The following is a 15,660-nucleotide window of genomic DNA, read 5'->3' on the forward strand; positions in this document are numbered from 1 at the left end:
CGTCCGGGGCGACGGGTCGTGACCGGTCGCCGGAGGTGAGCGGGGAGTCGTGACCGTCCGGTGGACGGGTGATGCCCGCGCCCGCGCCGGTCGCGACGTGCCGTGCGCAGGTCGCCGAGCGGTCACGAACCGTCGGTCAGGGGCGTCCGGGGCGACGGGTCGTGACCGGTCGCCGGAGGTGAGCGGGGAGTCGTGACCGTCCAGCGGACGGGTGATGCCCGCACCCGCGCCGGTCGCGACGTGCCGTGCGCAGGTCGCCGAGCGGTCACGAACCGTCGGTCAGGGGCGTCCGGGGCGATGAGTCGTGACCGGTCGCCGGAGGTGAGCGGGGAGTCGTGACCGTTGGACGCGAGCGCGACCGGGGTCAGCCGTGCCGACGCTCGGTCGACGACAGCAGCTGCTCGACCTCGCCGATCTCCATGGTCTCCGGGGACACCGACTGCAGTGGCGCTGCCGTCGGCGCGTGGACCGCGTCGACCAACCGGTGCATCATCGCGACCGCGTCGTCGACGACCTCGGTGCTCTTCACCTGCACGCCGTGCAGCAGCCACTGCGCCGTCTCGAGCTCGTGGTGCACCCGTGCACGCTGCGCGAGCTGCCGGTCACGGCCGCCGCCGTTCGTCTCGTACGCGCTGAGGACCGTGTCGAACGCGTCCTTCCGCCCGGCGAGCACCCACGCGAGGTCCTTCGCGGGGTCGCCGAGCCGGAGCTCGCCCCAACCGAGCACCCCGGTCACGGCGTCGCCGTCCACGAGGAGCGCCTCGGTGCCCACCGAGCCGTGCACGACCGTCGGCGTGAACTGCCACAGCTGCTGGTCGCGGGCCGCGCCCTCCCACCGCTCCTTGAGCGCGGCCGGGACGAGCTTGGTGGCGACCGCGCGGTCCATGACGGAGACCGCGGACCGGAGGACCTCGAACGGGGTGAGCGACGGGAGGCCGGCGTCGGTGACGAAGCTCGTCGGCAGCTGGTGGACCGCCGCCACCGCACGGCCGACCGAGTCGGCGAGACCGGGGCGGTCGGCGAGGTCGCGGAGCGCGGGGTGGGCGCCGGGGACGTAGGTGGTCACGATGGCGCGCGTCGACCCGATCGGGGCCTGTCCGCGGTACTCGGCGACGGCGAACGGGAGGCGCGTGCGGATCCCGGCGCTCAGCGCCCGGATCGCGACGAGGTCGGCCGACTGGCGCGCTTCGGCCCGCTGGTTGCGGGGCCGGCGGATCGCGAGTGCGGCGCCGTCGGCGTCGCGGAGGACCGCGGACTCGTAGTCCCCGGACGCCGCGGAGCCGAGCGTGCGTGTCCCCGTGACGACGAGCCCGGGCACGGCCGTCGTCGCCAACGCGGCTAGAGTGAACTGGGATCCCGCCATGCCCATCAGGGTAGGTCCGTGTCGTCGCCATCCGGGCACGCCACGCTGACCCGGGCACTCCCGGCCGAAGCCGCTGATCTGAGGAGCCCTCCGCCGTGACCGTCGAGTTCGCCGCCAGACTGCCCCTGTCCCGGAACGAACTCGACCGCGACGCGGAGTTCCGCACGACGCCGGACCTCGACAGCGTGCTCCGCGACGACCCGGCCACGCGGTACCTCCCGCTCCGTGGTTCGGAGATGCTCCGGAACGCCGACGGCACGCTGCGCTTCGTGTCCGCCGCGGACGTCCCCGAGGACACCGTCCTGCTGTACCTCGGCCGCGCGATCACCGACGCCGCCGACGCCCCGGCCGGCACCCGATTCGTCGCCGCCTTCGTCGACCCGGACACCGCACGCGCGATCGAACCGGACGAGGACGCCTGGGAGAGCCTCCGGATGTTCGGCACGGAGCTGTCCGCGCGCGACCAGGGCCTCGCGGTCGAGGCGGTCGCGATGGCGAACTGGCACGCCGTGCACGGCTTCTCGCCCCGCACCGGTTCCCCGGCGTCGGTCACCACGGGTGGCTGGGTCCGCCGCGACCCCGAGGGGCACGAGCTCTTCCCGCGCACCGACGCCGCGATCATCGTCGGCGTGACCGACGCCGAGGACCGCATCCTCCTCGGCTCGAACGCGGCGTGGGACCAGGACCGGTACTCGCTGCTCGCCGGGTTCGTCGAGCCGGGTGAGTCCCTCGAGGACGCCGTGCGGCGCGAGGTCTGGGAGGAGTCCGGTGTCCGCGTCGAGGAGCCGGAGTACCTCGGGTCGCAGCCGTGGCCGTTCCCCGCGTCGCTGATGCTCGGCTTCCGGGCCCGCGCGGTCGACGGCGACCCGAGCACAGCCCGCCCCGACGGCGTCGAGATCCTCGACGTCCGGTGGTTCTCCCGCGACGAGATCCGGGAGCGCGCCGGGGACACCCTCCTGCTGCCCGGCCGCACCTCCATCGCCCGCGCCATCATCGAGGAGTGGTACGGCGGCCCGCTGGACCTGCCGTGAGCGGCGCCGCAGCACCGCCCGCGGGTGCCGCGGGGCCGTCCGCCGAGGAGCTCCTCGCCGCGCTCGACCCGGAGCAACAGGCGGTCGCACGGACACTGCTCGGCCCCGTCGCGATCCTCGCCGGCGCCGGCACCGGGAAGACCCGGGCCATCACGCACCGGATCGCGTACGGGGTCGCGACCGGGACCTACTCGCCGAACCACGTCCTGGCGCTGACCTTCACGACCCGCGCGGCGGGGGAGCTCCGTTCCCGCCTGCGCGCGCTCGGGGCGGGGACGGTCCAGGCGCGCACCTTCCACTCGGCGGCGATGGCGCAGCTCAGCTACTTCTGGCCGGACACCGTCGGTGGCCACGCACCGCGCCTCGTCGACAAGAAGGGCCGGGTGATCGCGCACGCGGCGGACACCGTCGGCCTGCACGTCGACACCCCGGTGCTGCGCGACCTCGCGGCCGAGGTCGAGTGGCGCAAGGTGCAGATGCTGACGCTCGAGGAGTACGAAGCCGCTGCAGCGGACCGGACGATGCCGCGGGACACCTCCCCGCGCCGGGTTGTCGACCTCATGCGCTCGTACGAGCAGCTCAAGGACGACCGCCGGCAGCTCGACTTCGAGGACGTCCTCCTCGCCACGCTCGGCATGGTCGAGTCGGAACCGCGGGTCGCGTCCTACGTCCGGCAGCAGTACCGGTTCTTCGTCGTCGACGAGTACCAGGACGTCTCGCCCGTGCAGCACGCGCTCCTGCGGGCCTGGCTCGGCGGTCGTGACGACGTGTGCGTGGTGGGTGACGCCAGCCAGACGATCTACTCCTTCGCCGGGGCGTCGAGCGGGTTCCTGCTCGGGTTCGGCTCGGAGTTCCCACGCGGTTCGGTCGTGCGGCTCGAGCGCAACTACCGGTCGACGCGCGAGGTCGTCCACGCCGCCAACACGCTCATGCGCGGCCGTCCGGGTGCGCTCGACCTCGTCGCGCAGAGCACCGCGCCCGGTCCGGAACCGACGGTCCTCGCGTGCGTGCACGACGGTGACGAGGCGCAGACGGTCGCCCGCACGATCACGGACCTGGTCGCCGGCGGGTCCGCATGGGGCGACGTGGCGGTCCTCTTCCGCGTCGGCGCGCAGTCCGCCGCCCTCGAGTCGGCGCTCGGCCGCGCCGGCGTGCCCTACCGGGTGCAGGGCGGCACGCGGTTCTTCGACCGCCCCGAGGTGAAGCTCGCCGTGCACCACATGCGGGGTGAGGCGGTCCGGCAGACCGACGACGAACTGACCCGCCGCGTCGGTCTGGTGCTGCAGGTGAGCGGCTGGACGCCGACCCCGCCGGAGGGGACGGGAGCGGTCCGCGAGCAGTGGGAGGCGCTGCAGGCGATCATGGGCCTCGCCGAGGACGCCCCGGCCGGCACGACCATGCAGCAGTTCACCCAGGACCTGGTCGACCGCGCTGCGACGCACCACGAGCCCGAGCTCGACGCGGTCACGCTGGCCACCCTGCACTCCTCGAAGGGCCTGGAGTGGCCGCACGTGGTGATCACGGGCGCGGCGGAGGGGCTCCTGCCGATCTCCCACGCGACCACGGACGCCGAGGTCGACGAGGAGCGCCGCCTGTTCTACGTCGGCCTCACGCGGGCCCGTCGGTCGGTGACGGTGACGTGGTCGCGACAGGGGTCGGTCCGCGGGGGGACGCGGACTCCGAGTCGGTTCCTGGCAGCCCTCGACACGCGCAGCGCGGATGGGGCAGCAGCGTCCGGCGCGTGACCGACAGGTCCGACCGGTCGAGGACGAGCTGGTCCTGGTCGTCGTCGGGTCGCTGCCGGGCGACGGCGGCGCTCGGCACCCGTGCGAGGACGATCGCCACCGTCGTCGCCGCGACCGCGGCCGTCCGCCAGGGACCGAGCGGGGCGGCGCTGCGGCCCCACACCTGTGCGGCGAGCACCGGCCACGCCGGGTCGTCGTCGGCACGGTCGTACTCGACGCACTGCAGGCAGGGCCCGGCGTCCGGCGTCACGACAGGGCCGACCCGGACGCTGCCGTCGCCGACGACCACCGCCACGTGCGGGACGTCACGGCGGGACCACGCTGCGCGGAGGGCCGGGTCCACGACGTGTTCGGCGACGACGACGGCGAACTGGGCGTCGTCCGCTGGCGGCGCCGCACCCGCACCGTGCTCGACGCCCGTGCCGTCCGCCGGCGGGAGCGTCCGGAGCACCTCCACGCCCTCGCCCTCGAACTGGGCGGCGACCGTGTCGGCGAGCGGCCCCGCGCCGTGGACCTGCACCCGTGGGCGCGTCGGCGGCAGGACGTCGACCACCGCGGGGGACGCTGCGGCGAGGACCGCGGCCGCGAGCTCCGGCCGGCACCCGGAGGCGTGGGCGAGGGCGGTCAGGGCATCGCGACCGGTCTCGTGTCGGAGGGCGCAGAGGAACCGTTCCTCGGCCGTGGTCGGGACCGGGACGACGGCGCGCGGTGGGTCGACGCCGAGCTGCACGGTCGCCGGGTCGCGCCAGACGAACTCGAGCGTCGGGTCGATGCGGATGCCCATGCACCCACCGTCCCGCAGCACGGGGCCGTCCGGGGCGACCGGCACCGATCTGTGGAGAACCCCCGGACGCCGGCCCCCGGGCGTCAGGCCCCCGGGCCTCCGGACGCCAGGCCCCGGACGTCAGGCCCGCGGAGCGGACCCGTCGTCGGACCCGTCGCCGTCCTCGACCCGACCCTGCTCGTCCTCCCGCGGCCGCGAGCCCGTGCTGTCGTCGAGGAGGTCCTGCAGCGCCTTGTCGAACTCGTCGTCCTCGGCCGAGAAGCCCGGGTTCTTCAGCCGGAGCACCAGGGCGTCCGGGGCGTCGATGTCCTCCGAGGTCGGCACCGCGTCGAAGTGTGACCACAGGGCGTCGCGGCCCTCGGCACCGAGCTCGTCGGTGACGCGCTGCCACATCGCGGCGGCCTCGCGCAGACGGCGGGGCCGCAGTTCCAGGCCGACGAGCGTCGCGAACGCGGACTCCGCCGGTCCACCGGAGGCACGGCGACGACGGACCATCTCGGCGACGGCGTCGGCGCGGGGGAGCCGGGCGGTCGCCGCCGCGGTCACGGTGTCGACCCAGCCCTCGACGAGCGCGAGCATCGTCTCGAGGCGTGCGAGGGCCGCGTCCTGCTCGGGGCTCCGCGGCGGGATGAGCGCACCGGACGCGAGGGCGTCGCGGAGCTGCTCCTGGTCCGTGGGGTCGATGTCCGCGGCGAGCTCCTCGACGCGGTCGAAGGGGATGTGGATCCCCTTCGCGTAGTCGGTGATCGACGAGATGATGTGCAGCCGCAGCCACCGGGCGGACCGGAACAGCCGGGCGTGCGCGAGCTCCCGGACGGCGAGCCAGATCCGGACCTCGTCCTCGGGCACGTCGAGTCCCTCGGCGAACTCGGCGACGTTCTGGGGGAGGAGCGCGGCGACCTGCTCGTCGAGGAGCGGGACCCCGACGTCGCCGCCGGACACGACCTCCTTCGAGAGCTGGCCGACGACCTGGCCGAGCTGGATGGCGAACAGGGCACCGCCGACACCGCGCATCGCCTTCGAGACGTCGCCGAGCATGGCCTTGAGCTCCTCGGGGGCCCGCTGGTCGATCGCCTCGGTCAGGGCGTCCGCGATGCTCGAGACCACCGGCTCGGCGATCTGCGTCCACACGGGGGCGGTCGCCTTCGCCCACTGCTCGCGGGTGTAGAGGCTCGGCGTGGCGGTGAGCTCGGCGACCGTGGTGACCTCGTCGAGCCAGAGTGCGGCGACCTGGAAGGCCTGGTCGGACGCCTGCGCCGTCGCGGGGTCGACGGCATGGCCGCCCTCCCGCGCGATCGCCGTCGCACGCTCGGCGGTGACCGAGAAGTCGATGCCGTCCCCACCCGACTGCGCGGCCCGCTGGAGCTGGCTCATCAGGTTCGCGACGAACGCCGGGTCGTTCGGGAGCCCGGCCGCACCGGCGAGCTGCGACGGGTCGATCTGGCCCTCCCCGGACAGCAGCTTGCGCAGCATCTCCTGGAAATCGTCGTCCGGCCCCGGCTGCGGTTCATCAGGCATGGCGACTACGCTAACCGCTGCTCACGGGCACCGACCTGGGACGCTCCCGTGGGAACGCCCGAACCGCTGCGCCGAGGGCGAACACCCCCGTGGAAGGACCCTGCGTGACGCTCTTCGCCCCCGAGCCCCGCCGTCGATCCCGTGCCCGGACGCTCGGCTGGGCGTTCGTCATCGGGGCCGTCGTGCTCGGCCTGCTCGCGAGCTTCCTGCCGAGCCCGTACCTCATCGAGGTCCCCGGCCCGGTCTACAACACCATCGGCACGCAGCGGCAGGGGGAGGGCAAGGACGCGAAGGACGTCGAGCTCATCCAGATCTCGGGCCGCGAGACCTACCCGACCTCGGGCGCGCTCGACATGCTCACCGTCGGCGTCCAAGGCGACGCGACGCACCGGCCGAGCTGGACGAGCGTCATCCGGGCGCTCTTCACGAAGTCGGAGGCCGTGATCCCGGCCTCGGCGATCTACCCTCCGGGATCGACGAACGAGCAGGTCAGCCAGCAGGACACCGCCGACATGCAGCAGTCGCAGCAGTCCGCCGTCGCCGCAGCCCTCGTGCAGCAGGACATCCCCGTCCCGACCGAACTCGAGGTGGGCACCGTCCAGAAGGGGTCGGCCGCCGACGGTACGATCGAGAAGGGTGACGTCATCCGCGCCTTCGACGGGACGCAGCTCACCGAGGACGTCGACGCATCGAGCCTCCGCACCGCGGTCGCGAAGCACGGGACGAGCAGCCCGGCGACGATCACGATCGAGCGCGACGGGAAGGAGCGGCAGGTCCGGGTCACCCCGCGCGAGCAGGACGGCACCGCGCTCCTCGGCGTCGGCGTCACCGAGCGCTACGACTTCCCCTTCGACGTGAAGATCACCCTGCAGGACGTGGGCGGCCCGTCCGCCGGCATGATGTTCGCGCTCGGGATCATCGACGAGATCACCCCCGGCAAGCTGAACGGCGGGAAGCACGTCGCGGGCACCGGCACGATCACCGCGCAGGGCGAGGTCGGCGCGATCGGCGGCATCCGCCAGAAGATGTACGGCGCGGAGGAAGCGGGAGCGACGATCTTCCTCGCCCCCGCCGACAACTGCGACGAGGTGGTCGGACACGTGCCCGACGGGCTCGACGTCTACAAGGTCGCCACGCTCGACCAGGCGGTCACCGACCTGCAGACCATCGCGTCCGGGAAGAGCACCGCGAAGCTCGCACGCTGCACGTCGTAGGAACGGCCACGCGCTCCACGCGACGTGCGCGCACGTCGCGATCCGCGCCTCCAGGCGGCCCGCCGGGAGGCCCGGATCACCTTCCTGAGTCCCCGCACAGTTTCACTGTCGGCAGTGACCAATAGGATCGACGCACTGACGGCCCGCCGCGCCGGGCCCGCCGGTCCGACACGTCTGGAGCACATCAAGTGACGACCACCTCGTCCACCTCGGGTCCATCCTCCTCTGGGCGGCGTTCGCCGCGGGTCCCGATCGTGGTCACGATCATCGTGCTGGCTGCACTGGTGATCGCCTTCTTCATCTTCGCGAGCCTCTACACGGACTACGCGTGGTTCGCGCAGCTCGGGTTCCAGCAGGTCCTGACCACGCGGTGGATCGCGGGGACGTCGATGTTCGTCGCCGGGTTCCTCGGCATGGCGGTGCCGGTCTACCTGAGCATCGCGTTCGCGTTCCGGTTCCGTCCCGTCTACGCGAAGCTCAACTCGCAGCTCGACCGCTACCAGCAGGTCATCGAGCCGCTGCGCCGCGCGGTCATGATCGGCATCCCGGTCGTCCTCGGCGTCTTCGCTGGCCTGTCGACCTCCGGCCGGTGGAGCATGGTCCTCGAGTACTTCAACCGGACCTCGTTCGGCAAGAAGGACCCGCAGTTCGGCCTCGACATCGGGTTCTACGTCTTCGAGCTGCCGTTCTGGCGCTCGATCGTCGCGTACGCCTCGGCGGTCGTGCTCATCGCCGGGCTCGCGGCGCTCGCCGCCCTGTACCTGTACGGCGCGATGCGCTTCGGCGGGCGCGAGGTCCGCATCTCCCGCGCGGCCCGCGTGCAGCTCGCGGTCACGGCCGCCGTCTACATCGCGCTGCAGGCCGTCAGCCTCTGGCTCGACCAGTACGCGACCCTCGCGAAGAACAACTCGCTCATCACGGGTGCGCAGTACACCGACGTCAACGCGGTCATCCCCGGCCGCGAGATCATGGCTGGAATCGCCGCGATCGTCGCGATCCTCTTCATCGTGACCGCGGTCATCGGTCGCTGGCGCATCTCGATCGTGGGCACGGGGCTGCTCCTCGTCGCCGCGATCGTCGTCGGCGGCATCTACCCGTGGATCGTCCAGCGGCTCCAGGTGAAGCCCTCCGAGGGCTCGTACGAGTCGGCGTACATCCAGCGGAACATCGACGCGACGCGTGACGCCTACGGGGTCGCGTCGACCGAGGAGCAGAACTACGACGCGAAGACGAGCGCGTCCTCGGGAGCACTGGCGTCGGACGCGCAGACGACGGCGAACATCCGCCTCATCGACCCGAAGATCGTCTCGGACACCTTCAGCCAGCTCCAGCAGTACCGCCAGTACTACAAGTTCCCGGACACCCTCGACGTCGACCGCTACGACATCAAGGGGCAGACCGAGGACACTGTGATCGCGGTCCGTGACATCAACCTCGACGGGCTGAGCGCCAAGACGAACACGCAGTACAACCGGACGTTCGTCTACACGCACGGCTACGGCGTGGCCGCGGCGTACGGCAACCAGCGCGCGAGCGACGGCAAGCCGGTCTTCCTCGAGTCCGGCATCCCGTCCAGCGGCGCCCTCGGCGACTTCCAGCAGCGCGTGTACTTCGGCGAGAACTCGCCGCAGTACTCGATCGTGGGCGCGCCGAAGGGCTCGAAGAACATCGAGCTCGACTACCCGTCCGGCTCGGAGGAGAGCGACGACGCCAGCAACGGCGGGAACGCCACGACGACGTACGCCGCGGACGGTGGGCCGAGCATCGGCAACTTCTTCAACCGGCTCGTCTACGCCGCGAAGTTCCAGTCGGAGCAGATCCTGCTGTCGCAGCGTGTGAACGCCGACTCGCAGATCCTCTACGACCGCAACCCCATCCAGCGGCTCCAGAAGGTCGCGCCGTACCTGCAGACCGACCAGGACGCCTACCCGGCGATCGTGGACCACCGGATCGTGTGGGTGGTCGACGGCTACACGACCACCAACGCGTACCCGTACTCGCAGAGCGCGAGCCTGCAGGCGAGCATCAGCGGCGCGGAGTCGTCGGCCTACAGCACGGACCAGGTGAACTACATCCGGAACTCGGTGAAGGCCACGGTCGACGCCTACACCGGCAAGGTGACGCTCTACGCGTGGGACACGACGGACCCGATCCTCAAGACCTGGCAGAAGATCTTCCCGAGCACGTTGAAGCCGGTGTCCGCGATGAGTGCCGAGCTCCTCGACCACGTGCGGTACCCGACCGACCTGTTCAAGGTGCAGCGCTCGATCCTCGCGACGTACCACGTCACCGACGCGAACTCGTTCTACTCGGGTGACGACGCGTGGCAGACGCCGCAGGAACCGACGAAGGAAGCCAACAGCGACTCGTCCTCCGGCTCGTCCGCGATCACCAACACGACGACGAACGGCCTGGGCACGCAGACCACGACGACGACCAACGCCGAGGACCTGCAGGACCCGTACTACCTGACGATGAAGGTGCCGGGGTCCGAGACGAAGTACTCGCTCTACACGACCTACATCCCGCAGCAGTCGGGTCGGGGCGCGGACAGCCGGAACGTCCTGACCGGGTACCTCGCGGTCGACTCGGACGCCGGGGGCGCCGGCACGGGCAAGAAGGCGTCCGGCTACGGCAAGCTCACGCTGCTGACGATGCCGAAGACGGACAACATCCCCGGTCCGCTGCAGGTGCAGAACCTGTTCAACTCGGACACGAACGTGTCGGCCGAGCTGAACATCCTGAAGCGCGGCAACTCGACGGTGAAGCAGGGCAACCTGCTCACGCTGCCGGTCGGTGGCGGGTTCCTCTACGTCCAGCCCGTGTACGTCCAGTCGACGTCGAGCGGTTCCTACCCGCTGCTGCAGAAGGTCCTCGTGGCCTTCGGTGACAAGATCGCGTTCGAGGACACGCTCGACCAGGCGCTCGACACGCTGTTCGGCGGCAACTCGGGTGCGAACGCCGGCGACCAGGGGTCTCCGACGGCTCGGGCTCGTCGGGCTCGGGTTCGGGTTCGTCCGGCTCGGGCTCGTCCGACAGCGGCTCCGGTTCCGGGTCGAGTTCCGGCAGCGGCTCCGGTTCCGGGTCGAGTTCCGGCAGCGGTTCGGGCTCGAGCTCGGGCAGCACCGACAACGCTGCGTTGCAGAAGGCGCTCGAGGAGGCGAAGCAGGCGCTCGCCGACCGCCAGGAGGCCTACGCGAAGAACGACCTGGTCGCCGCCGCCGAGGCCGACCAGCGCCTGCAGGACGCCATCGAGGCCGCGACGAAGGCCGAGGGCGGGAACTGACACGCCGAGGGCGGGGTGCTCGATTTGCACCCCGCCACGGGCCCCGCTAGGCTACTGGATGTGCCGCGGGGTGGAGCAGTTCGGTAGCTCGCTGGGCTCATAACCCAGAGGTCGTAGGTTCAAATCCTGCCCCCGCAACCAAGCGTCACACGAAGGCCCCGGTCCACTCGGACCGGGGCCTTCGTCGTTCCCGGGCCGTCCTCGCCGCCGGGCCACGGTCGCGCCGGAGTCCGCCGCCGGTACGCTCGCGGCATGGGCACCCTGACGATCGCGGCCGCGCAGTTCGCTCCCGTGGACGACCCCGTGGCGAACGCCGCGACGATCCGGCGGTTCGCGGAGCAGGCCGTGCAGCGCGGGGCACAGCTGCTCGTGACGCCGGAGTACAGCTCCTACTTCACGGCCGACATCGACGACCGGTTCGTCGCCGCGGCGCAGGCCCTCGACGGGCCCTTCGTCACCGAACTCCGGGCGATCGCGGTGGACACCGGCCTCACGCTCGTGGTCGGGGTCGCCGAGACGGCCGACGACCCCGCACGCTTCCGGAACACGCTCGTCGCGGTCCGGCCCGACGGCTCGCTCGTCGGGACCTACCGGAAGGTGCACCTCTACGACGCGTTCGGGTCGCGCGAGTCCGACCGCATCGACGCCGGTGACCCGGAGCAGCTCCCGGTCTTCGAGCTGGACGGCGTGCGGGTCGGGCTCGAGACGTGCTACGACCTGCGGTTCCCCGAGGTCACCCGGCGCCTGGCCGCGCCGGAGCACGGCGCCGCCGACGTGGTCGTGCTGCCCGCCGAGTGGGTGCGCGGACCGGGCAAGGAGCACCACTGGCGGACCCTCCTCACGGCGCGCGCGATCGAGAACACCGTGTGGGTGGTCGGCGTCGGTCAGACGCCGCCGATCGGCGTGGGCGGTTCGGTCGTGCTCGACCCGGCGGGCGTGGCGGTCGGCGCTGCCGGCGCGACCCCGGGGCTGCTCGTGGCGACGATCGACACCGAGGTCACCACGGCGGTGCGGTCGGTGAACCCGTCCCTCGCGCTCCGCCGGTACGAGGTCGTGCCGCGCGACTGACGGACGCCGCCGGCGAGGCGGAGGCGATCCGTGCCTCCAGTCCGGCGGTCAGGCGGTCGGCGTGAGCGCCGCGAGGCGGGCGGCTGCGTCCTCGAGGACCGGCCGCTGCTTGCAGAACGCGAAGCGCACGAGCGATCGGTAGCCCGACTGGTGGTCTGGTCGGACGAACGCGGACACCGGCACACCCACGACGCCGACCCGTCCGGGGAGCGCGAGGCAGAACTCGCGCGCGTCCGCGAAGCCGAGGGGCGCGGCGTCGGCGATGACGAAGTACCCGCCGTCCGGTCGCATGACGTCGAACCCGGCACGGCGCAGCCCGTCGGCGAGGAGTTCGTGCTTCGCGGCGAGCGTGGCCGCGATGCCGGTGAAGACCTCGGTCGGCAGTCGGAGCCCGGCGGCGACCGCGGGCTGGAACGGCGAACCGTTGACGAAGGTCAGGAACTGCTTGACGGTGGTGATCGCGTCGACGAGCGCCAGGGGAGCGGTGAGCCACCCGATCTTCCAGCCGGTCGTGCTGAAGGTCTTCCCAGCGCTCGAGATCGTGACGGTGCGGTCGCGCGCTCCCGGGAGGGTGGCGCTCGGCACGTGCGGCGTGGCGAAGGTGAGGTGTTCGTAGACCTCGTCGGTGACCACCACGGCGTCGTACTGTTCGGCGAGCTCGACCACGGTGCGGAGGACCTCGGGCGGCAGGACGCGGCCGGTGGGGTTGTGCGGCGTGTTCACGAGGACGACGCGGGTCCGGTCCGAGAAGGCCGCGCGGAGCGTCGTCTCGTCGGGCAGGAAGTCCGGCGCGGTGAGCGGCACCGTGACGTGCGTCCCGCCGGCGAGCCGGACGAGCGCCCCGTAGGCGTCGTAGAAGGGCTCGAAGGTGATCACCTCGTCGCCGGGTTCGACCAGGGCGAGGAGCGTCGCCGCCAGCGCCTCGGTGGCGCCGGCGGTGACCAGGACCTCGCGATCGGGGTCGACGTCGAGGCCGTACCAGCGCGCCTGGTGCTCGGCGATCGCCGCACGGAGGTCCGGGATCCCACGCCCCGGCGGGTACTGGTTCGCGCCGTCGCGGATGGCCTGCACGGCGGCCTCGAGGACCTCCCGCGGTCCGTCCTCGTCGGGGAACCCCTGGCCGAGGTTGATCGCCCCGGTCGCGGCGGCGAGGGCGCTCATCTCGGCGAAGACGGTGGGGGCGGGGACGCCGTCCGGTCCCAGGAGCATCGCTCCCTCGGCCGCGCGCAGCCAGGGTCCCTCGAGTCGCATGATGGTCCCTCCGCTGCGGGTCGAACGTGCCGGACGTCACCCAACCTAGCGGTGGGCCGGACCAGGACCGCGGCGGACGTCCTCAGCGCACGCATACGATCGCCATAGGTCACGTGCAGCCCGGCCGGTACCGGCGCTCAGGTCGGTGCGACAGACTGCACGTGCTTGAAAGGAGCACGTCCAGCATGAGCGACAACACGCCCCACGGGCAGGACGACGACCGCCGTCCGGACGAGACGAACGAGACCACGTCCGCCGAGGGCACCACGTCCGCGCCGAACGACTCCCTCGCGGCTGACGACCGCCAGGCAGCAGACCACACCGACGTGATCGAGCCAGCCACCGCGAACGAGACCGACGTGTTCCCGCGCGCGGGCGAGCAGGCGACGTCGCAGTACACGGCGCCGTACCCCGCCGCAGGCGCGGGCCAGTACGGCCAGGGCAGCGGCGGACAGACGGGCCAGTACGGCCAGTCGGGCCAGCAGAGCCCCTACGGAGCGCACGGCTCCGCCTACGGGCAGCAGGACCAGTCCGGTTCCGGCCAGGGCGGTAGCCAGTACGGCCAGCCGAGCCAGTACGGCCAGGGCGGCAGCCAGTACGGCCAGCCGAGCCAGTACGGCCAGGGCAGCGGCCAGCCGAGCCAGTACGGCCAGGGCGGCAGCCAGTACGGGCAGAGCTCCAGCCAGTACGGGCAGCCAAGCCAGTACGGCCAGCCGAGCCAGTACGGGCAGGGCTCCAGCCAGTACGGCCAGCCGAGCCAGTACGGCCAGGGCAGCAGCCAGTACGGCCAGCCGAACCAGTACGGCCAGCCGAGCCAGTACGGCCAGGCCGGCAGCCAGTACGGCCAGGGCCAGCAGGACCGCCCCCGCTACGGCGAGTGCGCGCAGCAGCCCTCCTCGGCCGCATCGCCCTCCGCCGCGTCCGCCCCGGCTCCCGGCTCGGCCACCGACGCTCCGGCGTCCGCGTCGTCCTTCGGGGACGTCGACGGCTCGAACCAGCGCAACGGCCAGTACTTCGCCGACTCCGCCACGGCGGCCCCCGCGGGCACCAGGACCGAGGGCCGCAACCGCCTCCTCGTCCCGCTCATCGCGGCGGCGGTCATCGGCGGTCTCGTCGGCGGCGGTGCCGGGTGGCTCGCCGGCTCGGGTTCGGCCACGGGCGGCACCCCGACGAGCAGCTCCGCGCAGGGCGGCAACCTGACGGTGAACGACTACAACAACGCCACCGTGGTCACCGCGGTGGCCGCGCAGGCGACCCCGTCCGTGGTGACGATCAACGTCTCCGCGAGCAACGAGGCCGGCACGGGCTCGGGCGTCGTGTTCAGCAAGGACGGCTACATCGTCACGAACACCCACGTGGTGACGCTCGACGGTGACAGCGGCAACGGCAAGATCACCGTGACGACCTCGGACGGCAAGATCTACGACGCGAAGCTCGTCGGCACCGACCCGACCGTCGACCTCGCGGTGATCAAGATCGACGCCACGGACCTGAAGCCGATCACGTTCGCCGACTCGTCGGACCTGAACGTCGGCGACACCGCGGTCGCGATCGGCGCACCGCTCGGGCTGTCGAACACCGTGACCGACGGCATCGTGTCGACGCTGGACCGCAGCATCCAGGTCACGTCGAGCGCCCCGAGCCAGGGCGGCGACTCGAACGAGGGCGGCAACGGCAGCCAGGGCGGCCCGTTCGACTTCTGGGGCAACGGCGACAACGGCTCGAGCTCCTCGGCGAGCTCCACGGTGTCGCTGCCGGTGATCCAGACCGACGCGTCGATCAACCCCGGCAACTCGGGTGGTGCGCTGCTCGACTCGAAGGGCAAGCTCATCGGCATCAACGTCGCGATCGCGTCCGCCGGCAGCTCCTCGTCGTCGGACTCGCAGTCCGGCAGCATCGGCGTCGGCTTCTCGATCCCCTCGAACCTCGTGAAGCGGGTCGCGAACGAGATCAAGGACAACGGCTCGGCGACGCACGGTCTCCTCGGCGCGAGCGTCGGTGACGCGGCCGACGCGTCGAACGCGACGCAGATGGGCGCGCTCATCAAGTCGGTGACGTCGAACGGTGCGGCGGCGAAGGCCGGCCTGAAGGCCGGGGACGTCGTGACGAAGATCGGCTCGGCGTCGGTCTCCGACGCGACCGACCTCACCGCCCAGGTCCGGTTCTTCGCGGGCGGCGCGAAGACCGAGATCACCTACCTGCGCGGTGGCAAGTCGTACACGGCCGACGTGACCCTCGGGACCTACGACAGCAAGGGCTGACGCGACCAACAGACCGCCTGGAGGCTCGGTGCACGACGTGCGCCGAGCCTCCAGTCCGTCCCGGCGTGGCCGTCTTGATAGGCTCATGGTCGCTCTGCGGGGCGGCACCGCTCGCGGTGCGCCCCGCGCACCAGCCACC

9 protein-coding genes, 1 tRNA gene and 2 pseudogenes are annotated in these 15,660 nt (G+C 72.1%); 8 read left to right on the forward strand and 4 right to left on the reverse strand.

Translation table 11 applies throughout. The features are described 5' to 3' along the window. Positions 1-364: 364 nt before the first annotated feature. Positions 365-1,363, reverse strand: a complete 999-nt coding sequence (locus tag IEY20_RS15845) for a phosphotransferase (protein WP_188889302.1) — start codon at positions 1,361-1,363, stop codon at positions 365-367. Between the two features lie 95 nt (positions 1,364-1,458). On the opposite strand from IEY20_RS15845, the gene nudC reads away from it, so the two are divergent. Both nudC and IEY20_RS15855 read left to right on the forward strand, forming a co-directional pair. Continuing rightward, a complete protein-coding gene (gene nudC, locus IEY20_RS15850) occupies positions 1,459-2,394 on the forward strand; it encodes an NAD(+) diphosphatase (protein WP_175328549.1) in 936 nt (311 codons plus the stop codon). Then, positions 2,391-4,139, forward strand: a complete 1,749-nt coding sequence (locus tag IEY20_RS15855; RefSeq protein ID WP_175328550.1) for an ATP-dependent helicase — start codon at positions 2,391-2,393, stop codon at positions 4,137-4,139. The genes nudC and IEY20_RS15855 overlap by 4 nt, the downstream gene beginning before the upstream one ends. Here IEY20_RS15855 and IEY20_RS17200 read toward each other — a convergent pair. Then, positions 4,120-4,923 (reverse strand): annotated as a pseudogene (locus IEY20_RS17200) (TOMM precursor leader peptide-binding protein); the annotation flags it as partial. The gene IEY20_RS15855 and the pseudogene IEY20_RS17200 sit on opposite strands and share 20 nt — an antisense overlap. A 120-nt stretch (positions 4,924-5,043) precedes the next feature. After that, positions 5,044-6,441, reverse strand: coding sequence for a zinc-dependent metalloprotease (locus tag IEY20_RS15860; RefSeq protein WP_175328551.1), 1,398 nt, complete (start codon positions 6,439-6,441; stop codon positions 5,044-5,046). 104 nt (positions 6,442-6,545) lie between these two features. On the opposite strand from IEY20_RS15860, the gene IEY20_RS15865 reads away from it, so the two are divergent. The 5 genes and pseudogenes from IEY20_RS15865 (at position 6,546) to IEY20_RS15880 (ending at position 12,009) form a co-directional block, all read left to right on the forward strand. Further along, complete coding sequence (locus tag IEY20_RS15865; protein ID WP_175328552.1) at positions 6,546-7,655, forward strand: YlbL family protein; 1,110 nt, start codon at positions 6,546-6,548, stop codon at positions 7,653-7,655. Between the two features lie 284 nt (positions 7,656-7,939). Beyond that, positions 7,940-10,336: pseudogene (locus IEY20_RS15870) on the forward strand (UPF0182 family membrane protein); the annotation flags it as partial. 458 nt (positions 10,337-10,794) lie between these two features. After that, positions 10,795-10,941: a hypothetical protein gene (locus tag IEY20_RS17205; RefSeq protein WP_229728119.1), complete on the forward strand. Its 147-nt coding sequence runs from the start codon at positions 10,795-10,797 to the stop codon at positions 10,939-10,941. A 64-nt stretch (positions 10,942-11,005) separates the two neighbouring features. Next, positions 11,006-11,082, forward strand: a tRNA-Met gene (locus tag IEY20_RS15875). A 111-nt stretch (positions 11,083-11,193) separates the two neighbouring features. Beyond that, the gene (locus IEY20_RS15880) at positions 11,194-12,009 is read left to right on the forward strand and encodes a carbon-nitrogen hydrolase family protein (RefSeq protein ID WP_175328553.1); all 816 of its coding nucleotides are present in this window, start codon (positions 11,194-11,196) and stop codon (positions 12,007-12,009) included. Positions 12,010-12,057: 48 nt separating this feature from the next. Here IEY20_RS15880 and IEY20_RS15885 read toward each other — a convergent pair whose 3' ends face one another. After that, complete coding sequence (locus IEY20_RS15885) at positions 12,058-13,260, reverse strand: aminotransferase class I/II-fold pyridoxal phosphate-dependent enzyme (protein ID WP_188889304.1); 1,203 nt, start codon at positions 13,258-13,260, stop codon at positions 12,058-12,060. A gap of 185 nt (positions 13,261-13,445) precedes the next feature. On the opposite strand from IEY20_RS15885, the gene IEY20_RS15890 reads away from it, so the two are divergent. Continuing rightward, positions 13,446-15,521: a S1C family serine protease gene (locus IEY20_RS15890; protein WP_188889306.1), complete on the forward strand. Its 2,076-nt coding sequence runs from the start codon at positions 13,446-13,448 to the stop codon at positions 15,519-15,521. Positions 15,522-15,660 lie beyond the last annotated feature (139 nt).

Source organism: Curtobacterium luteum (assembly GCF_014646995.1).
Taxonomy (GTDB): Bacteria; Actinomycetota; Actinomycetes; order Actinomycetales; family Microbacteriaceae; genus Curtobacterium; species Curtobacterium luteum.